General features: G+C 41.5%; 29 protein-coding genes. 18 read left to right on the top strand and 11 right to left on the bottom strand.

Features of this window, described 5'->3' with window-relative positions:
* Nucleotides 1–54: 54 nt before the first annotated feature.
* Together ACQKFG_RS14355 and ACQKFG_RS14350 are read left to right on the top strand one after the other, a co-directional pair.
* Complete coding sequence (locus tag ACQKFG_RS14355) at nucleotides 55–357, top strand: YunC family protein (protein ID WP_034310161.1); 303 nt, start codon at nucleotides 55–57, stop codon at nucleotides 355–357.
* 177 nt (nucleotides 358–534) lie between these two features.
* Complete coding sequence (locus ACQKFG_RS14350; protein WP_427559969.1) at nucleotides 535–1,632, top strand: HD-GYP domain-containing protein; 1,098 nt, start codon at nucleotides 535–537, stop codon at nucleotides 1,630–1,632.
* Between the two features lie 22 nt (nucleotides 1,633–1,654).
* Here ACQKFG_RS14350 and yunB read toward each other — a convergent pair whose 3' ends face one another.
* Both yunB and ACQKFG_RS14340 read right to left on the bottom strand, forming a co-directional pair.
* Nucleotides 1,655–2,404, bottom strand: coding sequence for a sporulation protein YunB (gene yunB / locus ACQKFG_RS14345; protein ID WP_192206955.1), 750 nt, complete (start codon nucleotides 2,402–2,404; stop codon nucleotides 1,655–1,657).
* 90 nt (nucleotides 2,405–2,494) lie between these two features.
* Entirely contained in the window at nucleotides 2,495–3,484 is a 990-nt protein-coding gene (locus ACQKFG_RS14340; RefSeq protein ID WP_427559965.1) for a M23 family metallopeptidase, read from the bottom strand.
* A gap of 187 nt (nucleotides 3,485–3,671) precedes the next feature.
* Here ACQKFG_RS14340 and lipA point away from each other — a divergent pair, with 187 nt between their 5' ends.
* Entirely contained in the window at nucleotides 3,672–4,586 is a 915-nt protein-coding gene (gene lipA, locus ACQKFG_RS14335; RefSeq protein ID WP_063234033.1) for a lipoyl synthase, read from the top strand.
* 38 nt (nucleotides 4,587–4,624) lie between these two features.
* Here the strand turns inward: lipA and ACQKFG_RS14330 are convergent, their stop codons facing one another.
* The gene (locus ACQKFG_RS14330; RefSeq protein ID WP_342614769.1) at nucleotides 4,625–5,287 is read right to left on the bottom strand and encodes a YhcN/YlaJ family sporulation lipoprotein; all 663 of its coding nucleotides are present in this window, start codon (nucleotides 5,285–5,287) and stop codon (nucleotides 4,625–4,627) included.
* A gap of 113 nt (nucleotides 5,288–5,400) precedes the next feature.
* On the opposite strand from ACQKFG_RS14330, the gene ACQKFG_RS14325 reads away from it, so the two are divergent.
* Entirely contained in the window at nucleotides 5,401–5,676 is a 276-nt protein-coding gene (locus tag ACQKFG_RS14325) for a YutD family protein (RefSeq protein ID WP_076368161.1), read from the top strand.
* 31 nt (nucleotides 5,677–5,707) lie between these two features.
* Here the strand turns inward: ACQKFG_RS14325 and ACQKFG_RS14320 are convergent, their stop codons facing one another.
* Nucleotides 5,708–5,995: a cytosolic protein gene (locus ACQKFG_RS14320; protein ID WP_370662568.1), complete on the bottom strand. Its 288-nt coding sequence runs from the start codon at nucleotides 5,993–5,995 to the stop codon at nucleotides 5,708–5,710.
* A gap of 70 nt (nucleotides 5,996–6,065) precedes the next feature.
* Nucleotides 6,066–6,332 (bottom strand): DUF3055 domain-containing protein, encoded by a 267-nt coding sequence (locus ACQKFG_RS14315; protein WP_098371475.1) that lies wholly within the window; start codon nucleotides 6,330–6,332, stop codon nucleotides 6,066–6,068.
* Nucleotides 6,333–6,610: 278 nt separating this feature from the next.
* On the opposite strand from ACQKFG_RS14315, the gene ACQKFG_RS14310 reads away from it, so the two are divergent.
* From ACQKFG_RS14310 to ACQKFG_RS14300, 3 genes are read left to right on the top strand one after another with little or no spacing between them, the layout of a single operon-like run.
* Complete coding sequence (locus tag ACQKFG_RS14310; RefSeq protein ID WP_427559959.1) at nucleotides 6,611–6,769, top strand: hypothetical protein; 159 nt, start codon at nucleotides 6,611–6,613, stop codon at nucleotides 6,767–6,769.
* Nucleotides 6,757–7,194, top strand: coding sequence for a DUF86 domain-containing protein (locus ACQKFG_RS14305; RefSeq protein ID WP_427559956.1), 438 nt, complete (start codon nucleotides 6,757–6,759; stop codon nucleotides 7,192–7,194). The genes ACQKFG_RS14310 and ACQKFG_RS14305 overlap by 13 nt, the downstream gene beginning before the upstream one ends.
* 23 nt (nucleotides 7,195–7,217) lie before the next feature.
* Nucleotides 7,218–7,985, top strand: a complete 768-nt coding sequence (locus ACQKFG_RS14300) for a TIGR01457 family HAD-type hydrolase (RefSeq protein ID WP_427559953.1) — start codon at nucleotides 7,218–7,220, stop codon at nucleotides 7,983–7,985.
* 58 nt (nucleotides 7,986–8,043) lie between these two features.
* Here the strand turns inward: ACQKFG_RS14300 and ACQKFG_RS14295 are convergent, their stop codons facing one another.
* Entirely contained in the window at nucleotides 8,044–8,541 is a 498-nt protein-coding gene (locus tag ACQKFG_RS14295; protein WP_228467560.1) for a phosphatidylglycerophosphatase A family protein, read from the bottom strand.
* A 188-nt stretch (nucleotides 8,542–8,729) separates the two neighbouring features.
* Here ACQKFG_RS14295 and yutH point away from each other — a divergent pair, with 188 nt between their 5' ends.
* The 5 genes from yutH (at nucleotide 8,730) to thrB (ending at nucleotide 14,237) form a co-directional block, all read left to right on the top strand.
* Nucleotides 8,730–9,731 (top strand): spore coat putative kinase YutH, encoded by a 1,002-nt coding sequence (gene yutH, locus ACQKFG_RS14290; RefSeq protein ID WP_192206943.1) that lies wholly within the window; start codon nucleotides 8,730–8,732, stop codon nucleotides 9,729–9,731.
* 103 nt (nucleotides 9,732–9,834) lie between these two features.
* Nucleotides 9,835–10,749, top strand: coding sequence for a L,D-transpeptidase family protein (locus ACQKFG_RS14285; protein ID WP_427559949.1), 915 nt, complete (start codon nucleotides 9,835–9,837; stop codon nucleotides 10,747–10,749).
* A 190-nt stretch (nucleotides 10,750–10,939) separates the two neighbouring features.
* Nucleotides 10,940–12,238: a homoserine dehydrogenase gene (locus ACQKFG_RS14280; protein ID WP_192206941.1), complete on the top strand. Its 1,299-nt coding sequence runs from the start codon at nucleotides 10,940–10,942 to the stop codon at nucleotides 12,236–12,238.
* Complete coding sequence (gene thrC, locus ACQKFG_RS14275; RefSeq protein WP_192206940.1) at nucleotides 12,235–13,296, top strand: threonine synthase; 1,062 nt, start codon at nucleotides 12,235–12,237, stop codon at nucleotides 13,294–13,296. Before ACQKFG_RS14280 ends, thrC begins: the two co-directional genes overlap by 4 nt.
* A complete protein-coding gene (thrB, locus tag ACQKFG_RS14270; RefSeq protein ID WP_349728799.1) occupies nucleotides 13,293–14,237 on the top strand; it encodes a homoserine kinase in 945 nt (314 codons plus the stop codon). The genes thrC and thrB overlap by 4 nt, the downstream gene beginning before the upstream one ends.
* 193 nt (nucleotides 14,238–14,430) lie before the next feature.
* Here the strand turns inward: thrB and ACQKFG_RS14265 are convergent, their stop codons facing one another.
* Nucleotides 14,431–14,670 carry a NifU family protein gene (locus tag ACQKFG_RS14265; RefSeq protein ID WP_076368151.1) on the bottom strand — a complete coding sequence of 80 codons (240 nt, stop codon included), beginning with the start codon at nucleotides 14,668–14,670 and terminating at the stop codon, nucleotides 14,431–14,433.
* 166 nt (nucleotides 14,671–14,836) lie between these two features.
* On the opposite strand from ACQKFG_RS14265, the gene ACQKFG_RS14260 reads away from it, so the two are divergent.
* The gene (locus ACQKFG_RS14260; protein ID WP_144549471.1) at nucleotides 14,837–15,166 is read left to right on the top strand and encodes a YuzD family protein; all 330 of its coding nucleotides are present in this window, start codon (nucleotides 14,837–14,839) and stop codon (nucleotides 15,164–15,166) included.
* Between the two features lie 81 nt (nucleotides 15,167–15,247).
* On the opposite strand, the gene ACQKFG_RS14255 is transcribed toward ACQKFG_RS14260, so the two are convergent.
* A complete protein-coding gene (locus ACQKFG_RS14255; RefSeq protein WP_076368149.1) occupies nucleotides 15,248–16,315 on the bottom strand; it encodes an NAD(P)/FAD-dependent oxidoreductase in 1,068 nt (355 codons plus the stop codon).
* Nucleotides 16,316–16,602: 287 nt separating this feature from the next.
* On the opposite strand from ACQKFG_RS14255, the gene ACQKFG_RS14250 reads away from it, so the two are divergent.
* On the top strand, nucleotides 16,603–16,839 hold the full coding sequence (locus ACQKFG_RS14250) for a YuzB family protein (RefSeq protein ID WP_427559942.1): 237 nt from the start codon (nucleotides 16,603–16,605) through the stop codon (nucleotides 16,837–16,839).
* 53 nt (nucleotides 16,840–16,892) lie between these two features.
* Here the strand turns inward: ACQKFG_RS14250 and ACQKFG_RS14245 are convergent, their stop codons facing one another.
* On the bottom strand, nucleotides 16,893–17,600 hold the full coding sequence (locus ACQKFG_RS14245; RefSeq protein WP_342614766.1) for a DUF2225 domain-containing protein: 708 nt from the start codon (nucleotides 17,598–17,600) through the stop codon (nucleotides 16,893–16,895).
* A gap of 212 nt (nucleotides 17,601–17,812) precedes the next feature.
* Here ACQKFG_RS14245 and ACQKFG_RS14240 point away from each other — a divergent pair, with 212 nt between their 5' ends.
* Entirely contained in the window at nucleotides 17,813–18,175 is a 363-nt protein-coding gene (locus ACQKFG_RS14240) for a HesB/IscA family protein (protein ID WP_241592743.1), read from the top strand.
* 68 nt (nucleotides 18,176–18,243) lie between these two features.
* On the opposite strand, the gene ACQKFG_RS14235 is transcribed toward ACQKFG_RS14240, so the two are convergent.
* On the bottom strand, nucleotides 18,244–18,885 hold the full coding sequence (locus ACQKFG_RS14235; RefSeq protein ID WP_427559939.1) for an SDR family oxidoreductase: 642 nt from the start codon (nucleotides 18,883–18,885) through the stop codon (nucleotides 18,244–18,246).
* Between the two features lie 154 nt (nucleotides 18,886–19,039).
* Nucleotides 19,040–20,032 carry an NAD(P)/FAD-dependent oxidoreductase gene (locus ACQKFG_RS14230; RefSeq protein ID WP_192206934.1) on the bottom strand — a complete coding sequence of 331 codons (993 nt, stop codon included), beginning with the start codon at nucleotides 20,030–20,032 and terminating at the stop codon, nucleotides 19,040–19,042.
* 466 nt (nucleotides 20,033–20,498) lie between these two features.
* Here ACQKFG_RS14230 and ACQKFG_RS14225 point away from each other — a divergent pair, with 466 nt between their 5' ends.
* From ACQKFG_RS14225 to ACQKFG_RS14215, 3 genes are all read left to right on the top strand, one after another.
* Nucleotides 20,499–21,713: an NAD(P)/FAD-dependent oxidoreductase gene (locus ACQKFG_RS14225; RefSeq protein ID WP_192206933.1), complete on the top strand. Its 1,215-nt coding sequence runs from the start codon at nucleotides 20,499–20,501 to the stop codon at nucleotides 21,711–21,713.
* A gap of 232 nt (nucleotides 21,714–21,945) precedes the next feature.
* The gene (locus tag ACQKFG_RS14220) at nucleotides 21,946–22,428 is read left to right on the top strand and encodes an NUDIX domain-containing protein (RefSeq protein ID WP_427559934.1); all 483 of its coding nucleotides are present in this window, start codon (nucleotides 21,946–21,948) and stop codon (nucleotides 22,426–22,428) included.
* A gap of 107 nt (nucleotides 22,429–22,535) precedes the next feature.
* Nucleotides 22,536–22,853, top strand: coding sequence for a YuiB family protein (locus ACQKFG_RS14215; protein WP_192206930.1), 318 nt, complete (start codon nucleotides 22,536–22,538; stop codon nucleotides 22,851–22,853).
* Nucleotides 22,854–22,860 lie beyond the last annotated feature (7 nt).

Genomic DNA, 22,860 nt, shown 5'->3' with positions numbered 1-22,860 from the left:
TCACGGTTTCGCCCTTTTTTTCATAAAGTATGGGGAAGAGAGGGGCGAAACCATTTGATTAACATGATACCAATCATTCTTGATAATCATACATTCCTTGCCATTTCTGTCCGACTTCCCAAAACGAATTTACTTGCTGTCGCGTCCGAAAAAGGGTATATAATGTGCGGTGCGTTAGATGTTGGACTGCTGAATGATAAATTGAGAGATCGAAAAATCCTTGCAGGAAGGGCCACAGGAGTTAAATCGATTGAAGAACTATTGGAAGCGCCGCTTGAATCAGTTACCTGGGAGGCTGTGGAAAAGGGCATTCATCCAGGAATGATTGGTAAAGAGGCATTAATCAAAATGATTTGAAAAGGGGGGCTTTCTTTTTTTTGAAGGGGGCCTTATTTTTTTATCAAAGAAAATGCTGATAATTTTTCAATAAATGCGTTCAAACAGATTCATTTATCAAAATATTTTCCGATAATCCTTATAAAGGAAAGAAACGGATTGATTTACAAATATTGAGTGGGGGAATGGAGTACAAGTATGAGGCTAGCTATTACAAAGTCCCTAAGCCCTGGAGCGATGCTCGGTAAAAACATCTATAATGAGCGGGGCCATATCCTATTGTGCGAGGGTCTTACATTAACGCAGAAAATGATCAATCGACTGGTGTCCCTAAATATTCCCTTTGTTTACATTCAAGATTCCAGGACGGATGACATTATTCCCAGGCCTCCAGTGTCAGGTAAACTACGAAAAGAAGCCATTAATACGATTGAAACCACTTTCCTGGACATGAAGAACAAAATGAACCTTGCTGGGTCATTCACGATAGAGCAGGCTAACGTCAAGTTCACTCAAATAGTTCGGAACATCATGGGCGAGCTGAAAAGGAATAAGGAGTTAATGACTTTATTGGCCGACGTTTATACATACGATGACTATATCTTTACTCATTCCTTTAATGTGACCTTATATACCCTGGCGATCGGGATGGAATTGAAAATCAATGATAAGAATCTCGAAATTCTTGGGCTGGGAGCGATTCTACATGATGTCGGCAAAATGCTCGTGCCTTTGGAAATCCTCCATAAACCCGGTAAGCTGACGGAAAAGGAGTTTGAACAAATCCAAAAACATGCCGATTACGGTTTCCATCTAATTAAAAATGTTCATACCGTGTCCCTTTTAGTTGCGAATTGTGCCTATCAGCACCATGAACGGTTAGATGGATCAGGATATCCCCGTGGGATAAAAGGAGATAAAATCCATTATTTCTGCAAGATCATTGCCGTTGCCGATGTGTTTGATGCCGTGACTTCCAACCGGGTTTACCGTAAGGCCATGCTGCCGCATCAAGGATTGGAAGTCCTTTATGCCGGAGTAGGGAAAAAGTTCGACAATACGGTCATCGAGGCTTTCCGCCGGGCGGTTGCCATTTATCCTAATGGTCTATCCGTTGAATTGAATGATGGGAGGAAAGGGGTAGTATCCGCTCAGAACGAGGGGATAGGAGACCGGCCCATGATAAGAATTCTTGAAGAAGATGGGGAGCAAATCAAAGAGCCGTATGAAGTGGACTTGAAAGAAAACCTGCATTTGCTTATCATGAAATGTCTTAATATACAAGAACCAGCCTAACCTCAAGGATAAGCTGGTTTTTTCATTCCTTGTTTTCCTTCATGATGGGAGGTGCCACCGAACCGTTTCCGTTACTAAAATAACTTGGAACATCGCCTTCGATCAGCAGGCTTCCGACTGTCACTTCTTGACTCACCTTGGTCTCCTTTGTGAATGAGGGGATGACGATTTGAATATTGACATCGAAATCCACAATCAATTCATAATAAACATTATTGATGCCTGCGTTTGTCAGTTTTGTCCTCAAATCCGATTCAACATTCCCGATGACCGACATTTTCACTGGGATTTCAGGGCCGTAATTGGAAAGGAGGTTATTCCCGGTCACGACACCAAATGGTATATAATAGACCACACTTTTATATTGTTCATCATTTATTTTGGCTGAACCTGTTTTAAAAGGGTTTCCTTGTTTGATGCCAAGTTTTTTTTGAATATCATTCGTAATGTTAGCCCGCAGTTCACTGTATATGACCGGATTGAAGCTATAGGAAGAGCTGGAGTCCTTACCGCCCTTGGTGCTGGTGATGATTTTGTTCATATCAACCTTCGCTATATTCTCATCGACAGATTCATGAATCGTTTCCGTTGCAATCCGCTTGATTTCATATTCGGCTACACTCATGATCACGGGTTCGATGGATTTGTCCACGTACCAAAGGGTCATGATGCTTGATATGATAAACAGGATAAATGAATAGAGAAATACTTTTCGGGTGGGAAGAGGCCCCTTTTTTCGGAATTTCTTCGTTCGAAATCTTTTTCGGAACACGCTTTAGCCCCCTTTACTAATAACTATGCATCAAGTTTGGGGGTTTATGTTATGTTCGAATCAAAAAAAGCAGCGTAAAATTCACGCCGCTCACTTTTGTTTTTTAGCCAGATCCTTCCTTTCCCATAATCTTAAATAGGGGTAAGGGTCAAAGCTCCATTCTGTTATTCCGTTGTCTTTGTACATTCCGTAATGAAGATGTGGAGGGAATTTTCCGGAAGTTCCTGGAGGGCCGTAACCTGTACTGCCGACACCTCCGATGACTTGTCCTGGCTCGACGATTTGTCCGACTTTCAACCCCTTGGCAAAGCCGCTTAAATGGGCAAAGTAATGATAGGTATTATTTAAATCCCGTATCCCAATCCGCCAACCGCCGAATTTATTCCAGCCTTTCATTTCAATGATCCCATAGCTCGTGGAACGAACGGGAAGGCTATAATCCGCAAAAATATCAGTGCCCTCATGGATTCTCCTTCCGCCCCATCCACGAGCGCTTCCCCATGTATTTAAGTACGTATAATGAGTGCGTACTGGAACCGGGAAGGCCTTTTCATGCAGATCCAACCGGCCATATTTTTTATAGATCTCGGCATTGCCGATAATGATGCTGACGGCTTTATCTCGTTTATAATAATTCCACAAGCCGATCCGGATATTATCTTCATCAGCACCATAAGATTGGAGATGCCTCGAAAACGCATACAATCGATCTGTATCATTCGTGATATCAGCTTTGCCATCACCATTACCATCGTGTCCCAACCCATCAAAAAATGCGATCGTGAGCGGGTTCACGTCGTTTAAATCAGGATTGAGGGCCCCGCTCCACTTTGAAGGCTCAATGTGGATGCCTATTAAACCCTTTGCCGGCTCTAAATCCCTTCGTGCGGCCCTGAGGCTGTGCTCATATTGATCAGCTCCAGCAAGGTAATACCACGGGATTTGAAGGGTGGCCTCCATATTTTTATATAACTCGATCCTCCCGGCATATACATCCGGGGTATCGGCAGCGTCAGCCACTTGGCCTGGTGCATTCAAAATAAACAAACATGTTATGGTAATAAGGAATAATTTTTTCAATGGGGCAGGCTCCTTTCATGACATTTTCCGTATTTAAAAGACATCAGTCCATCCATCTTTTATAGTTTTGCTGATTTAGCTATAAACATGAAAAATAAATAATGGGAAACCAACTATAACTTGTATAAATGCTTTTTTATTGTTAAAGTAGGGTGTGTTAATTTCTATAGAATGGAGTGGCATTTTCATGTCTTCTACAAATAAAGAAATTCTTCGTAAACCAGATTGGTTGAAAATAAAGCTTAATACTAACGAAAATTACCTCGGTTTAAAAAATATGATGCGCGAGAAAAATCTTCATACCGTCTGTGAAGAGGCAAAATGTCCGAATATTCATGAATGCTGGGCAGTGAGAAGGACGGCTACTTTCATGATCTTAGGTGAGATTTGTACAAGGGCATGCCGCTTTTGTGCTGTTACAACCGGACGTCCAAATGAATTGGACTGGGCTGAACCGGAGCGTGTTGCCGATTCCGTTGTTTTGATGAATTTAAAGCATGTCGTCATTACAGCTGTTGCCCGTGATGATTTAAAGGATGGAGGCGCTGAAGTTTTCGCTGAAACCGTCCGTGCCATCCGACGCAAAAATCCTTTTACATCAATTGAAGTATTACCGTCCGATATGGGCGGGGTGTTTGAAAATATCAAGACTTTGATGGATGCTAAACCTGATATCCTGAACCATAATATAGAGACTGTCAGAAGTTTATCCGACCGTGTACGGGCTCAGGCCAAATACGAACGTTCATTGGAGCTTTTAAGAAGAGCCAAGGAACTGTATCCGGAAATCCCGACAAAGTCCAGTTTAATGGTTGGTTTGGGTGAAACGCGGGAGGAAATCCTCGAGACCATGGATGACCTAAGGGCTAATAATGTGGATATCATGACGATCGGCCAGTATTTGCAGCCGACGAAAAAGCATTTAAAGGTGCTGAAATACTACACGCCTGAGGAATTTGCCGAGCTGAAGGAACGTGCATTGGAAAAAGGCTTCAGCCATTGTGAGTCCGGTCCGCTTGTCCGTTCATCCTACCATGCGGATGAACAGGTTAATGCTGCGGCAAAACATAAGCAAAACAAAGGTGAAGAATTATTGAAATAGAGTGAAATAAAGGACCGAAAAAATTCGGTCCTTTTTTATTAACGGTTATCCATTTTTTGATGGATGTTATCGTGATGATCTCTTTTATCGTTAACCATTTCCCCGTTTTCATTTTCTTCGTCACTCATTTTGTGTCCTTGAGGCGACTTCAGCATTCGTTTGATGGTTTGTTCGATCGTATAGTCGATCCCTTTGCTGCCGGATTTCAAAGTAGAGAAGTTCTCGACATCTTGGGCAAGGGTTTGATAATCATCACTGACGTAAACATGATAATAGCGAGGCACGACGGACATGGCAGTGCGTTTAACTTGATCTGCGGTTTCCGTCCGATCCTTGGTATTGGTATCATATACGACAAGCACTTCCTCATCAGTAACGAGGGTAGCGGCATCATTGACATTTGGAATTTGAACACTCAGTTTAGAAATGACATCAGATAGTTGTTCACGGTCAATGGAAGCAGCTTTGTTGGAAATGTTACGGCCATCAATGGTTGCACTATTTGTGCGTGTAAAACCGAAATCATCACTTTTATTGTCATTATTACGATAATCCTCATCATAATATTGAGTTGGATTATTTACGTTTGTTGGGTTACCGGCATTGTTTTTTGCGCCGAGCCCCTGATCTTTTGCTTTATCGGCACATCCGGTCAGTGCAATAATCGAACTTAAACCTATCGTTATTATTGTTTTTTTCATCAATAACACCCCCATAACTTTAGGATGAACATATTTCTCTATTTTTCGCTTAGTAATTGATGGGGAATCAGTTATAATTTAAAGAAGGAATGTATATATGAGAGGTGAAAACAATGATTAACATCAATAACATGACCTATGAAATAATTGAGAATGAAAGGGAAGGCTATAACGAAGAAGCGTTTAAGGCCAGATACAGTGAGATTTTAACGAAGTATGATTATATAGTGGGTGATTGGGGTTATGGGCAATTGAGGCTGCGTGGATTTTTTGACGATAATAATCAGAAAGCTACCTTTGATACGAAAATAAGCACGCTTAGTGAATATTTATATGAATACTGCAATTTTGGCTGTCCTTATTTCGTCGTAAAGAAAATAAAGAAATAAAAAGGCCAGAATTCTCTCTGGCCTTTCCGTGTTAAGAGCTGCCATATCCTTTATATGGAGGCTGTTCATCTTTTTCTGAATCATCATGTGTCGGATGAGCACCAGGATATTTTCGAGGTAAATTTTCGTGCAACGCTTTATTTTCATAATTAAAGGCACTTTGATATCGTTGCCCTTCCTGCCAAGGGGTGTTTTTATTCTGAACTGGTGCATCTTTTGCTATGGCTGATCCAAAAGGCCCTTCGGGAAATTCTTCAGGAATTAAATAATCCCTCTGTTTTTCGACATTGGAAAAATCGTGGTATTCTTCTTTGTCCAAGATAATCCCCCCTCATGTAATCGATCTTACATTCAGTAGGTTTCCCGTTTAAGATAAAAAACTTCAGCTCTCAGACGATTTCCATTAAAAAGTGACGCAGCTCTTCGGCTTCCGCTTCTGATAACTGAAAGGCATGCTCAAGATAGCCTTCCTCTTCTAAATCATCAGGCCCAATAATCGCGAAACGATTACTCTGCATATTTAAAACAAGCTTCTTTCCATAAAAACGATCGGTGGTCGTAATGGCCAGATCGAATCTTGATTCCTCTCCCATGAAGCTTATGAACCGGGTTTTTGAATCAACGACGTCATTGTATAAATAAAAACGATCTTCCATAGTATCATTCCCTTCTTATCTTCACTTTTGTAGTTCCATCATAACAAAGTGACTTCAATAGGGGAACAGACATTTTACGAGGCTTCTGCCTGAGAACCGCTTTGCTCCTCATGAGCCTTAGGAACCTCCGGCAAACATAAGTGTTCATCGATTAAATGAAAATGGTAAGAATATAAATGGGATCGTGAGTTGTTTTTCTTGGAGTTGATCTCGGGAAATGCACCCATAGAAAAGGCAATGTGTAACACACCCGCTTCTGTTAGTTATTGGATGGTACAATGGTTGTGGTTGAAGGAATTGAGAGTAAGGGAGAAGCTATGGTATTATCAAGGAATAAGGTTGGTTCGGCACAGGGTTTTATTATGCCGCTTATTCAACCAATGATTCCCTATATCATCTTAGATCAGAAAGGATCTGGAAAAAAATGTACTTTGTAGACCGCCAAAAGATTGAACAAATATTAGGTTTTCTTGAAAAGCAGCTTGGACTTTTTGAAGGGCATGATAATTGGGATGGAGATCTTTCGGAACTTATCGTTGAAAGGCTCATACAAACTTCCATCGATTCCGTATTGGACGTAGGAAATGCGGTAATTGATGGTTTTATTATGCGTGATCCAGGAAGTTATGAAGATATTATCGATATCCTTCAAGATGAAAAAGTCATTTCTGAAGAAAAAGCGATACAGTTCAAAAAGGTTTTGCCGCTAAGGAAAATGCTGGTTCAAGACTTCATTGAAGTGAATCACGAAGAACTGTATGCCGTATTTTCGGAAAATATCGAGGCATTCAAGCAATTCCCGGATTTGGTGAGGAACTATTTAACAAATGAATTGGGACCTGTATCAGCTTTTAAAAACTAGCAGCGTTAGGAAGGCGAATTCAAATGAAGTCGTATAAAGGATATTTAATTGACTTGGATGGCACCATGTATCGCGGGACTGAACAAATTGCGGAAGCCGCAGGGTTTATTAATGACCTAAGGGAAAGGGATATCCCTTATTTATTCGTCACAAATAATTCATCCCGGACTCCGGCACAGGTGGCTGATAAATTGAGAAGCATCGGCATATCGACGGAAGATGACCAGGTTTTCACGACAAGCATGGCCACTGCCAATTACATAGCTGAACAAAAGAAAGATGCATCGGTTTATGTGGTGGGTGAAGAAGGCATCATCGAGGCTCTTAAGGAAAAAGGAATGAAGCTTGTGGAAGAGCATCCAGACTTTCTGGTAATGGGCATCGACCGCGGGGTCAATTATGAAAAGTTATCAAAAGCCTGTCTTGCTGTAAGAAATGGCGCTGTTTTCATTTCGACCAATGGTGATATTGCCATTCCTACAGAGCAAGGCCTTTTACCGGGGAATGGTGCCTTGACCTCAGTAGTTTCCGTTTCGACCCAGGTACAGCCGATTTTCATCGGAAAACCTGAATCCGTCATAGTCGAGCAAGCACTAAGAGTACTAGGGGTACCTAAAGAAGAGACAATCATGGTTGGAGATAACTATGATACGGATATCCTTGCCGGCATCAATGCAGGGATTGATACACTGCTTGTACATACTGGCGTAACGACAAAAGAACGCTTAAAGCAATATAAGAAGCAGCCGACGCATGTGGTGGACACCCTCGACTTATGGCGCTTCGAATGAAAAAAACCAGGCCTGCGAATGCAGCCCTGGTTTTTTTGTCATGAATATCATTAGTTCACTATTCCGCATTTTCGGTTCTATGGGCAAGCCGGCTTGAAGCGGCAGCTGCAATTGCCCCAACGATATCATCTAAAAAGGTGTTCACCTTACCCGTGCTTTTATCATTTAAATATTTTAAGATACCCGGCTTTTGTTTATCGATGAAACCATAATTGGTAAAGCCGATGGATCCATAAACATTCACAATTGAAAATGCCAATATTTCATCGACCCCATATAGGCCTTCATCTATTTCAATGATGCTCTGCAATGGCTCCTCGAGCAGTTTTTTCTCAGCTAGGATATCCAACTGAATGCCGGTAAGGATGGCATTTTGGACTTCGCGTTTTGAAAGGACCCGTTCGACGTTGTGAAGGCAATCGGACATTTGGAGATTTTCATGGTAGCCTGATTGTAAATACATGACAAGCTCAGCGATATCCTCCAATTTCACTCCTCGGTCAATTAGCCATTTTCGAGCCGTTTTTTCAGACATTGATTGTTCGATATTAGCCATGTCATCACCCATTTCTCTATATTTTAAAGGGAAGGTTCTAATGCAGATAGTTTGATTTGATTAAACGTTTTGATTGGAATTTCTAATAAGGTTTCGATAATCATTCAGAAAACGGGTTATTCCACATATATATAAGAGTATGATGTCCAATATTTCTATTATATCCATTTGATGAAGGGGGCCATTCCATGATAGAAGAAATCATTTTTAATAATTATGGGATACAGGTGGAGCTCCAAGAAACCAATGTCAGGTTTCCAAGCTTCCGTTCAGGAAATATGGTGTACAGTATCGTTCCCATTGAAAATATGGAGCAGGAGGAATTAGTGGAACGTTATAAAATGTCTCAACATCTGATTTCACAAGGTGATCGTCACGTATCCGCCTTTGTCCTTGCCAATCATGGAAGCTATGTTTCGGAAGCGGATGAACAATTATTCGTCCTTCTTGCCAATCAGGCATTGGAAGGTCCGAGAAATTTCAACCCAGGAAGGCGTCTGGCAAGATTCCATCAGCGTGGGAGAACGATTAATGATACGATTCGAACATGTTCAAGGATCGGTAAATGGAAAGAACTCTGGGAACAAAGGATCGATCAGTTAGAAAAGATTTGGCGGGATAAGCTCATCGCCCATCCTGATAACCAGTTTGAAAAATTATTTATAGAAACCTTTCCCTATTATATGGTCCTAGGTGAAAATGCGATTCAATATTTAGTCGACACGGAAATCGATGATACCCCGCAAATTGTCGATAGTGGAACGGTATGTTATGAACGTTTTTTACATGATACGTGGAAAAGCAATAAGTGGATGAAAAATCCGTTCGATTGGGTATTTGACCACGGAACCAGGGATGTCGCGGAATGGGTGAGGGAACATTATTTTCAAAATGTGCACACCCATCAGCGGGGAATTTCCCATTTCTTTCACGAATATCAGTCCATAGAACCGTTCTCCAGCTTTTCGGCCCGGTTATTATATTCAAGGATGCTATTTCCCATTCATTATTTTGAAACGGTGGAAGAGTATTTTTCAAAAACGACGGAATCAAGGTCGAATCAATTGGAGGATAAAATATATTCGATCACGAAATCCTCCCAACAATATGAGTCTTTCCTCAAACATTTTTATGAATTGGCAGAGGTCCCTGCCAAGCAATATGATTTGCCTAAAATTGACTGGATTTAGATAAAACGGGAAAGAAATATGATTCATTCTTACTTACTATGTTATGATGATAACAAGATTTTTTAGAATAATTAGATATTGATCACTACGGAAGGATGGGACCATGAAAAAATTGATGATGGCCGCCTTTATAGCCCTTTTAATCATCCAAACGGCAAATTTTGCGAAAGCTGAAACGAAAACAGGCTGCGAAGCAACTCTATTCAAGATTGTCACGAAGTCTGATGCGGATGTGAAGGAAAAGGCGTCGGCTGCAAGTAAAACGTTAAAAACTTACAAGAAAAATAAAGAATTATCGGCAAGCGGAAGAACCGGTAGTTGGTATAAGGTCTGTCACTCAAATAGGACTGCATATATCAATATGGCAGATGCAAAAGAGGTTTTCAGTTCCGGCGAAAAAGCCATTTTGAAGAAAATCGATGGGAGAAAAGGCGTTAACCAAATTGTATCTGTGACAGGTAAAGCGATGAGTGATACGAAGGTCACGATCCAAACTTATGAGAAGAAACAAGGGGAATGGCGCCGGGCATTGAAGAAGATGGAGGGTGTCATTGGGAAGAATGGCTTCACGAAGAGCAAAAAAGAGGGTGATGGGAAATCCCCGGTCGGGATTTATTCCTTTGGTACGGCCTTTGGAAGCGAAACGAAGCCGGCAGGAGTGAAAATGAGTTATAAGAAAACGACTAAATATGACTACTGGGTTGATGATCAGACATCCACGGATTATAACAAGTGGAAAACCTACAAAGGAAATCCTGCAGTTAAATGGAAGTCTTTCGAAAGGATGAATCATGAACTCTATAAGTATGGGGCAGTCATCAATTATAATACGAATCCCATCGTAAAAGGAAAAGGAAGTGCAATCTTCCTTCATATATGGAGAGGGAGTACAAAACCGACGGCTGGATGTACAGCCACGGCCGAAAAGAATGTCGTCAGTATACTGAAATGGATGGATCCAGTTCAAAAGCCACATATTGTAATGGGCACTAATGATTCATTGAAGAGTGTTAAGTAATAATCATCAAAATGGTTTCCTATAAAAAATTTAGCTTTACCCGTCCTTACTCGTTCAAGGGATGGACGAAAAAAGTTCGTGCATCCATCTTTTCTAACTATTGATAATTATATGAATTAAACTTATAATGTCTACTATACAAATACAAACGTCTTCTTCAGGCAAACAGTTTTTAAGGGGGAACAGAAATATGAAAGCCATCTCGATCGGTTTATTGGGGTTAGGTACAGTTGGATCAGGAGTCGTACAAATCATTGAAAGCCATCAGGACAAGCTCATGCACCAAGTGGGCTGTTCCATATCCATTAAGAAGATACTAGTCAAAGATACGACGAAGGAGAGGCTTATCGAGATCGATAAAGGTATATTAACGGACAATCCTGAGGATATCCTTTCGAATCCCGAGATTGATGTTGTAATAGAAGTGATGGGTGGAATCGAAGAAACACGCGGTTATCTGATAGAGGCAATAAAGAATAAAAAGCATATCGTTACGGCCAATAAAGACCTAATGGCTTTATATGGACCGGAATTGCTGGAATTGGCCACCGAGAATCAATGTGATTTGTTCTATGAAGCAAGTGTTGCAGGGGGAATCCCGATTTTACGCGGACTTGTGGATGGATTATCTTCTGACCGCATCACGAAAATGATGGGAATCGTCAATGGAACGACAAACTTCATTTTAACGAAAATGAGCAAGGAAGGCAGAGCTTATGATGACGTATTGAAGGAAGCTCAGGAACTGGGATTTGCTGAAGCTGATCCGACAGCCGATGTAGGCGGTTTGGATGCGGCCCGTAAAATGGCGATCCTTTCCACACTTGGGTTCTCCATGAATATTGGCTTGAATGATGTTGAGGTACAGGGCATTACCGAGATATCCGAAGAGGATTTGAGATATAGCAAGAAGCTTGGTTATACAATGAAATTGATCGGTGTCGCTTCCAGGGCAGGGGATAGGGTCGAAGTAAGTGTCCAGCCTGCACTGCTTCCTGAAGCACATCCGCTAGCATCGGTAAATAATGAGTATAATGCTGTATACGTTTATGGGGAAGCCGTAGGGGAAACGATGTTTTACGGACCGGGGGCTGGCAGTCTTCCTACTGCGACTGCAGTCGTTTCGGATATGGTGACGGTCATTAAGAATATGAGGCTGGGCGTAAATGGCCGCAGTGCCGTTTCACCTCAGTACCCGAAACAATTGAAAGATGGTACTGAGATTTTCGCTAAATTCTTCATTCGATTACATGTTCAAGATGAAGTCGGCGTTTTAGCCAAAATCACGAATTTATTTGCCGAGCATGGGGTAGGATTCGATAAAATCCTTCAATTGCCCCTGGATGAAAAGGAATCTTCCGAAATCGTATTGGTTACGCATACTGCCACAAAGGCTGCATTTGAGCAAATAATACAGAAACTAAATGATTACAATATGGTAAGAGAAGTGAAAAGCACATACAGAGTTGAAGGAGAGGACATCAAATGAGCTGGCAAGGACTTATAAGCACGTATAAAGATTTTTTACCCGTTAATGAAAACACACCTGCACTAACTCTTTTGGAGGGTAATACTCCTTTAATCAGACTGAATCGATTATCCGAAGAGTGGGGAATCGACTTACATGTAAAGTATGAAGGGGCAAATCCGACTGGATCATTTAAAGACCGCGGAATGGTCATGGCTGTCGCCAAGGCGATAGAAGAGGGCAGCGACACGATCATCTGTGCTTCCACCGGGAATACATCAGCAGCAGCAGCAGCTTATGCGGCCCGTGCCAACCTGCGCTGTATCGTTGTCATCCCGGAAGGTAAAATAGCCATGGGCAAGCTTGCCCAAGCCGTTATGTATGGAGCGGAAATCATCTCGATCGAAGGGAACTTCGACCAAGCTTTAAAAATCGTTCGTTCACTTAGTGAGAGCTCACCGATAACTCTTGTGAATTCGGTCAACCCATACCGGATTGAAGGGCAGAAGACAGCGGCATTCGAAATTTGTGATGCTCTCGGCTCGGCACCGGATATTTTGGCGCTTCCTGTCGGGAATGCAGGTAATATAACTGCTTACTGGAAAGGCTTTAAAGAATATAACGAATCGAAACAAACGGGCCTTCCTGAAATGAGAGGGTTCGAAGCTGAAGGTGCGGCTGCAATTGTCCGGGATAGCATCATTGAAAATCCAGAAACGATTGCAACAGCCATCCGGATTGGAAATCCCGCAAGTTGGAACTTTGCTGTGGAAGCAGCAAATGAATCCAAAGGCAAAATTGATGAGGTGACAGACGAAGAAATTCTGGAGGCCTATCATTTCCTTGCTAAAAAAGAAGGGGTATTCGCAGAACCGGCATCTTGTGCTTCCATTGCAGGTATCTATAAACAACTTAAAAACGGTGAAATCAAAAAAGGAAGTAAGATTGTTGCTGTATTGACTGGAAATGGATTGAAAGATCCGAATGTGGCTGTCGATACAAGTACGATTCAGCCGACATTGCTGCCAATGGACGAAGAAGTCATTTTAGAACATCTGCAGGGTGTGAAGCAGGCATGAGTGCAGAATCGGAGATGTTCTTGATCCGTGTACCAGCAAGTACGGCCAACTTAGGCCCAGGATTCGATTCCATCGGCTTGGCGTTAGGGCTTTACCTGGAAATACACGGATCTTCATCAGATCATTGGGAAGTCGTTCCGCTTTCAGAGGAAATGTCTGTTTTTCCAAGGGATGATCGTAATTATATCGTCCAGATTGCCAAGGAAACGGCGGCTTACTATGGAAAGGAACTATCCCCATGCCGGCTTTTCGTCTCTAGCGAAATTCCGCTGGCGCGGGGTCTTGGAAGCAGTGCCTCTGCCATTGTGGCGGGGATTGAATTGGCGAACATCGTTGGTGAACTGCACTTATCCGATGATGAGAAGAATAGGCATGCTTCCCTCTTTGAAGGGCATCCGGATAATGCGGGGGCATCTGTTTATGGTGGATTGGTCGTGGGCCTTCATACGGATGAAAGAACGGATGTCGTGTCGTTTCCAATCGAGGGAGTTAAGGTGATTGCTGTCATTCCCAATTTTGAATTGCTTACTGAGGATTCAAGAAATGTCCTTCCGAATTCGCTTTCCTATAAAGATGCAATAAGTGGAAGTGCAGCCGCAAATGTTTTGCTGGCGGGTGTTCTATCAAAAGATTGGAAGCTTGTTGGTGAAATGATGCAAAGTGATCGTTTCCATCAACCATATAGAGCGGAGTTAGTCCCTCATTTAGCGCTTATAGAAGAAGTTGTCCTTAATGAAGGCGGATTTGGTGCAGCATTAAGCGGAGCGGGACCAACTGTTTTATGCTTGGCATCGGCAGAAAAAAGTGAAGGATTGCTCACTGGAATGAAGGAAAGGTTTCCGGAATTTCTTGTGAAAGAATTGGAAATCGATAATGATGGCAGTTATACGGCAATCCTTTCAGAACAGGAAAAAAAGGAATTGAAATTTTTGAAATCGTAAGCCATGTTCATTTGCCGTCCAAATAAAAAAGCTGACTCGCGTCAAGCCGTATCAATTCATTTGATAGGGCAAAAGCCGAGTCAGCTTTATTTTTATTACAGCCCGAAAAAATTCCGGCCTGCATGAAAAAGGTTGAACGTTTATAGATGAAGTGATCCTTCATCCATACGCTGCATGTTATTTTAAAGGGCTATTAGAAAACTTGTTCAACTTCCACTACACCGGGAACTTCTTCAAGAAGGGCACGCTCAATCCCAGCTTTTAGCGTAATGGTCGAACTTGGACAGCTTCCGCAGGCGCCTAGTAATCGTAATTTTACAATTCCATCTTCTACGTCAACTAGTTCACAGTCACCGCCATCACGAAGAAGAAACGGACGAAGCTTATCTAGAACCTCTTGAACTTGGACTTCCATTGTTTGTTGGTCGGACATTGCAATCGACTCCTTTCCTAATCATATTATAATGCGAAGGTAATAAAAAATCCAACTGTAACTTTGCGGAAATATAATCTATATTATTCTGGTATGATGGAAACAGGTGAATGTTTCTAAAAAGTATTCAAAATGAAGTATATATACTAAAATGAAGGAGGAAGAGATGGTAATGAAAGAAATCGAAATAGAAGTGTATGGAGCGGAGCAAATTTGCGCGAGTTGTGTGAATCTCCCTTCTTCGAAAGATACTTGCGAGTGGCTAGAAGCCGCTTTAACGAGAAAGTTTCCTGAGCAGAAATTCAAAATATCCTATATAGATATGTATAATCCCCCAGAAACGTTGAAGCAAAAGAGCTTTGCCGCGAAGATGATCGAAGAAGATTTATTTTATCCATTGGTCCTCATTGAAGGCGAGATCATTGCAGAAGGAAATGTGCGTCTCAAAAAAGTGGTGGAAACTATGGAAAAATACGGATATACGATGCAAGTGTGATATATAATGGAAGAAATAAGAAAAACTGACCCATGAGCTGCATGCAGCTCATTGGGCCAGTTTAATGTAGCATGGTTGGAATCAACCGTTATGGTATTTATACATCCAGAGGATGCCTGATTTCATTAGGCGTGCCACTCTGCCTGTGATTGGGCGATTTGCAACAAGACCAAAACCTTGCTTCTTCCCAAGGGAACCTAATGTTCCTTTTAATTTCATTGTAGGGAAGCTTTCCGGAAGTGGTTCATTTGCCCATTTCTTCACAAGAACTTGGACGATTTGCTCTGCTTGGGACTCCGCTAATTGAGCACTTGGCGCATGAGGCAGGCTCGCACAGTCGCCCACGACAAAGATGCTGTCATCATTAGGTAGGAAATGCTGAGGAGTCAGGACAGCTCTTCCTTGACGGTCCTTTTCAATATCCATATCGCGGATGATCTTACTTGGCTGAATTCCAGCTGTCCATACAATGACGTCGCTTTGAACGGCTTCGTCGCCATTATAAAGAAGGTTTGGCTCAACTTTCGTTATATTTGAATGATGGACGATTTCGATTGTATGTTTATCGAACCATGATTCAACAAAGGTGCTTAATCTTTCTGGGAATGCAGATAGAATATGCGGTCCACGGTCGAATAGCTTAACGTTTAAATCTGAACGGCTTTCAATCAATTCACTTGCAAGCTCAACACCACTCAATCCTCCACCAACGATAGAAACGGTTGCACCGGCACCTAAATTATTCAAAGCTGAATATGTGCGGCGTGATTTATCGATTGTTTGGATACTGTAAGTATGTGTGTCTGCACCAGGAATATCGTGGTATTTATCTTCGCAGCCAAGGCCAATGACTAAATCATCATAAACGACAGGATCTTGATTTTCTATAATGACTTGTTTATTTTCCATATCGATGGAAAGTACTTCTCCGTATACGTTCTTCAAGCGAGGATGTTCAGGAAATGCAACACGGATGTGCTGATCTGGAATGGTACCTGCTGCTAAAGCATAATATTCCGTTTTTAAGCAGTGATAAGGATTACGGTCGATAAGCGTGATGCTCACATTTTCAGGAAGCTGATTAGGCAGCAATCTTTGCAACATGCGCATACCACCATACCCGCCACCAAGTATGACTAGATTCTTCATATGATTTTTCCCCTTTATTTGATCTCTTGAAAATTTGACTAGCTTTTAACGATAGGATTCCCCCAAATGGTCCCCTTTAAAGTGTAAATAAATATATATACCCCAATTAGTAACAAGAATAAAAAAATTAGATAATTTTCTTTTTTTACGTACCCCGACAAAAGTATAACGAATATAAAAGGAAATCACAACCGATATCTTGAAATCGGATGATTTTTTATGCGTAAATATTGACTGTTTATGGGAAAAGTAATAAGATGGTTTGTTAGTAACTGTGAGGTGAAACAATGTACCCGATTATTGAATTTTGTATAAGCAATCTGGCCAGTGGCGCTCAGGAGGCTCTGGAAAGATTAGAGCAGGATCCGAATTTAGATATCATAGAATATGGTTGTCTGGGATATTGCGGTAGGTGCTCCAGTAACTTATATGCACTTGTAAACGGTGAAGTGGTTTTTGGTGACACTACGGATGAATTGGTGGATAAAATATATAAGTACATTGATGAATATGAAATGTTCTAATCATCAACGGCGAATAAAAAAGCTGTTCCTCAATGGAACAGCCTTTTTAATTTTCAGTTATGCAGCATCGGACGGGATGTTTCATGTTTCTGCTTGAGTTCCTGAAAGCGATCCCTGGCCATCTGGATGATGGAGGCTTCCCGGGCATTTTTTTGTCTTTCGAACACTAATGAAAAATACTTGATGGCTGCCTTTTCATTTCCTATCCTTCTAGAAATGTCGCCAGCGAGATAGAGGAGCCTTGCTTCAGATACCTGGGTGCCGCTGAAGTCCCCTGTTGAATAGGATGCTTCATACTCCTTCAGGGCGAACCTCAAAAATCTTTCTTCTTGTTCCTTGGTTTGGTTGATCCTGTATAACCAGGCTATCCGTAAACAGATTCCGGCAAGGATAATATGTTTTTCCTTTTTTAAAGCTCCGCAATAACTCGCCAACTTGTATGTATTGATCGCATCTTTAATGGATCTCTCCTTGCTGAAATGATGTGGAACCCACTGGGAGCTGACTTTTTCCATAATGGTTTCCATTGTCGTTGGGGGGAAGTACCGGGAGAAATCCTCGGAATAAGAAAAGCCGCAGTGAGGGCAAACAAAAATATTATAGTAAAGTGTGTTAACGGTTGAATCTTCATAAATGGGGTGAAAGTCCGTGTCATACTTAGCTACTTTTACAAAACGCGACCGTACCTTTTTAGTGGTTGATTTTTGCTTGCATAAAAGGCATTCCATGCTTTTGTCATATAGAGGATGTATACCTTCCATGGTGATTACCCCCTTTATTGTAATTTGGGATTGGGTCCAATAGATTGGTTCATTATACCCATTAATCTTATTATAAACTAATTTTTGTTGGTAAAATAGGTGGAGGAATATGAATTTTTCCAAGCTGGAAAATTGAGCGTGGGAATTTCTTTGGTATATACTATAAAGAGGAATAGTTCTATCTCACATATCAGAAGAAGGAGGGATTTATTGTGAGTGAAGTTGTTCAAATAACGGAAGCTGCCGCTTTTCAGATAAAAGAAATGATGAAACATAATGGCGAAGAGGGTTCATTTTTAAGAGTCGCCGTTAAAGGCGGAGGTTGCAGCGGATTGTCCTACGGAATGGGTTTTGAACAAGAGCCTGGGGAAAAAGATAGCCAGCTGGAACAGTTTGAAATCAAGATCCTTGTTGATGCCGAGGATGCAGATATATTGAATGGAACGGTAATTGATTATAAACAAACGATGATGGGCGGAGGCTTTACGATCGAAAACCCAAATGCTATCGCTTCATGCGGTTGCGGGTCTTCCTTTAAAACGGCAAAAAACGCCGGTACGCCGGAGAACTGCTAAGAAACTCCAAAGCATAAAAAAAGGGAGCACTTTAACAAGTGCTCCCTTTTTTATGCTTATTTACTGCCTTACATATTGTAAAGGGCCTCTTTGATTGGGAGGGTGCCGCTGAAAATCTCGAATGTTTTATTGAATGTTTTTTCCTCTGTGACTGATTGGGCAAGAACGGCGGCGACATCGGCCCTTGGAATGGATTTATTAGTATGATCCACTTTCTCATCCGCAAAGATTTTTCCGATGGCTTGTTCATTTGTCAAAGCAGCCGGCCGGACAATCGTGTAGGTCAGTCCGCTTGCTTTTAAATGTTCATCGGCATCATGCTTTGCTTCGAGATAATGGCGCATTCCTTCTTGGGCTTGTTCCGGATCATCGGAACCGACAGAGCTTAACATGACAAACCGCTCGATACCCTTCTTCTTGGCCGCATCAACCAGTTTAATGGCCCCATTCTTATCCACAGCTGTCGTTTTATCCGGACCTGTTTTTGGTCCAGATCCGGCGGCAAAAATGATGGCTTCCATGTTATCCACTGCTTTATCCACATTTCCCTCTAAATCGGCAAGGATTGGATGTCCGCCGAGTTCTTTTATCGTTTGAGCCTGTTCCTCTTTCCGGATCATCCCGTATACATTCATTTGCGGATTTTTTGATAATTCCCTAATGATCTGTTTCCCGGTCGTTCCGTTGGCTCCTGCAATTAAAATATTCATATATATGCATTCCCCTTTCTTGGCTTATCACACTCTTTACCCTTAGAATGACAATGATAAGCACTGTGGATAACTAATGGAAATAAGTTATCCACAATCATCGAATTGGGGACAACAAAAAACCCGGCTGTGAAAGCCGGGTTTTTGCGTGATTTTAAAACATGGAAGAGCTGTGCATCGGCTGGACTTTTGCTTTTGGGTCAATATATTGTTTGGCGTGATTGACGGCAGTGGGAGCCTCACCAAAACCACTTGCAATCAATTTTACTTTGCCATCATATGTTGCAATATCACCTGCTGCATAAATTCCAGGGATATTCGTTTCCATTCTGGAATTCACCAAAATACTGTTCTTCTGGATATCGAGTCCCCATTCCTTAATGGGACCAAGGGAAGAAACGAAGCCGTAGTTGACGATGACTGCATCTACCTCCATCGTCTCTGTATCTTCACCATTTGTATCCTTGATGACTATTGTATGGATGCGTCCGTCTGTACCAATCAACTCTGAAGGTATGTAAGGAGTCTTTATTTCAACTTTTGAATTCTTAAGTGTTTCTACACTATGTTCGTGGGCACGGAATTTATCCCTTCTGTGTATGATGCTCACTTTCTCGGCGATTGGCTCCAGCATCAGGGCCCAGTCCACCGCCGAATCTCCACCTCCGAAAACCACCACTTTTTTGCCGGCAAAATGATTGAGGTCATCGATGAAATAGTGAAGGTTACTGCTTTCATATTTTTTTGCATCATCAATCTCGATGCGGCGGGGTTGGAAAGCCCCATTTCCAGCTGTGATGATAATTGTTTTGGAGTAATGGATTTCTTTATCAGTCGTTAACTTGAAAACTCCATCGGCTTGCTTTTCCACTTCTTGAACGGCCTGCTCCAAGACAACATCCTGTTCGAACTTTGCCATTTGTTCTTTCAAATTATTCACTAGCTCCTGTGCGCGCACTTTGGGGAAACCGGCGATATCATAGATGAATTTTTCAGGATAAAGGGCAGACAATTGTCCGCCTAATTGTGGTAGGCTCTCGATGATTTTTACGGATGCCTGTCTCATTCCCCCATAAAATGCAGTGAATAATCCAACTGGGCCTCCGCCAATGATGGTAATATCATAAACTTTTTCATTAACTTCCAACGTTATCCCTCCGATATACTAGGTTTGCTGAAATTTATTCTCTTATTTTAACATAGATGATCTTTTAAAAAACGGGTAAAGTTAGAAAAGTGGGAAAGTTTCGACTATATATGGGCGGTTTTACGATGAATGTTCTTCATTCTCTTTCAAAAGTGGGTAAAATTACTCTTTAAGCATTTCGTATAAATATGGTTCGGAACTGGGTGAAAAGTAATGCTTTTCGGCTTAATTTTAACCCGAAATAGTTCGGTTTGTTACTTGAAAAAGGTATGGAAAAAGACTAATATTTACTTAGACATCATTTGGTAAAATTTTTATGAATTTTTTATGACATTTATGAAGTGTTACGTGAAATACGTCACAAATGTATAAGAGTGCTTTTTATAATGGAAATTAATAAGATAGACAATATATTTTAGTTATGGAAAGCACCACAAGAAAATATCGTAAAGGTGGACGAATACTTTTGAAAAAGCCAACTATCGTTGTTTTGGGAGCAGGTTATGGTGGATTGATGACTGTTACTCGCTTACAGAAGGCATTAGGTCAAAATGAAGCAGAAATCGTATTAGTTAACAAAAATGATTACCACTATGAAACAACATGGCTACATGAAGCATCCGCTGGAACTCTACATCATGATCGTGTGCGCTATCCAATCAAAAGTGTCATTAACAGCAAAGTTAAATTCATCCAGGACTCTGTTTTGGAAGTGAAAACAGAAAACAAAAAAGTCATCCTTGAAAACGGCGAAATTTCTTATGATTACTTAGTGATTGGACTTGGACCTGAATCGGAAACATTCGGAATCCAAGGGCTAAAAGAATATGCTTTCTCTATCTCCAACGTGAACACTGCACGAAAAATCCGTGACCATATCCAATTGCAATTCGCTACGTACAGTACTGAGGTCGAGAAGAATGATGACCGCTTGACGATCGTTGTTGGAGGAGCAGGATTTACGGGTATCGAATTCCTTGGCGAATTGGCTAACCGTGTCCCTCAACTATGTAAAGAGTACGACATCGATTTCCAAAAGGTCCGTATGTACTGTGTGGAGGCAGCACCAGCGGTCCTTCCTGGCTTTGATCCGGAATTGGTGGATTATGCAGTATCTTACCTTGAGAAAAAAGGTGTGGAATTCAAGATCGGTACACCGATCAAGGGGGCGACTCCCGAAGGCATCATCGTGGCAAAAGGCGAAGATGAAGTGGAAGAAATCAAAGCGGGCACCGTTGTCTGGGCAGCTGGCGTACGTGGAAATTCCGTGATAGAGGCTTCCGGTTTTGAGGCTATGCGCGGACGCATCAAAGTGAACCTTGACATGCGGGCACCGGGTCATGACGATATTTTCATCGTGGGGGATTGCGCTTTGATCATCAACGAGGAAATTAATCGTCCATATCCACCTACTGCCCAAATCGCCATGCAGCAAGGTGAGGTCATTGCGAAGAACCTGACTAAATTGGTTCGTAATGAAAGCGACCTTGAAACGTTCACTTTCGAAAACAAAGGAACGGTATGTTCACTTGGTGAAGACAACGCGATTGGTGTTGTCTTCGGCAAGAAAGTTACAGGTAAGACTGCATCATTCATGAAGAAAATGGTTGATAACAGAGCATTGTTATTGATTGGCGGAGCTTCCCTTGTTGCTAAAAAAGGTAAATTCAACGTCCTTTAATTTTTTCGATATATAAATAATGGCCATTTGGGGATTGTCCCTGAATGGCTTTTTCATTGGAATCTCATCCTTCGATGAGCGTGTCATAGTGGAGTATGCTCCTTTCTTATGTGGAATATGATGGGGATAAGGATGGCGAAGCTGCATCAAGAAAGTCCTTACCTTTGGTACCATATGTTCTTCTGCTGTTTGGAGGTTATACTGATTATAATGAATGTGGGGGAAGTGGATTTTGGTGGAACGATGCAAAAATGTTTGGCTGGCAGTGTCCGGCCTTGTGATATCTGATAAAGGTGAGTGGCTGGTCGTGAATAAAAGGTATGGCGGATTGAAAGGGCAATGGTCGCTTCCGGCAGGTTTTGTCAAAAATGATGAAACCGTCGATGAAGCTGTCGTAAGGGAAGTGTTGGAGGAGACGGGTGTTCAAACAGAAATTGAAGGCATTGTAGGTATGAGAAGCGGAGTCATCAAAGGGGATATAAGTGATAATATGTTGATATTTTTACTTAAACCAGTCAGTTTTGAAGTAACCGCTCAATTGGATGAATTATATGAAGCTAAATTTTATGACCCTGATTTACTCATGCAGGAGGGGAAGCAATCTTTACTATTGGAACAGCTTTTAGCTTTTAAAAAGGAAAGAATGCAGACGATGCTTGACGGGTTGAACCCGGGAGATCAATTTGGATATACATCATATAAATTATTCATGTGATTTGGGTAATTATCTTTTCTTCGGCATTATTTGGTATAAGTCGTTGACGCAGCAATTATTTTTTCAGTAAACTAAAGGTGTCGCTTTTAAGGAGGGTCAAGAATAACATGCCATTGCCTGTTTTAATTATCTCAATACTCTTATTTTTCATATTGTTTTTCGGAATTGGCTTTTTGCTGAATATGCTTTTTCGTTCTTCGTGGATCATGGTCATCTTATTTCCAATCGTCTTCATCATCATTGTCAATGAAACAAAGCTAATAGAATATTTTAGAAATCCGGGAATCTCTTTTTCCAATCTTGGAACGAACCTTACATCCCTTCATACGGCAGACATCATTATTTTATCAAGCGGGCTGCTTGGTGCGGTTTTAGCGGGTGTGGTCATCAAGATTCTAAGGAAAAAAGGATATCAAATGTTTTGATAATGGA

Source organism: Peribacillus sp. NPDC076916 (genome assembly GCF_050269675.1).
GTDB classification, from domain to species: domain Bacteria; phylum Bacillota; class Bacilli; order Bacillales; family DSM-1321; genus Peribacillus; species Peribacillus aracenensis.
Note: the sequence above shows the minus strand (reverse complement) of the source record. Positions and strands in the feature narration are given on the sequence as shown.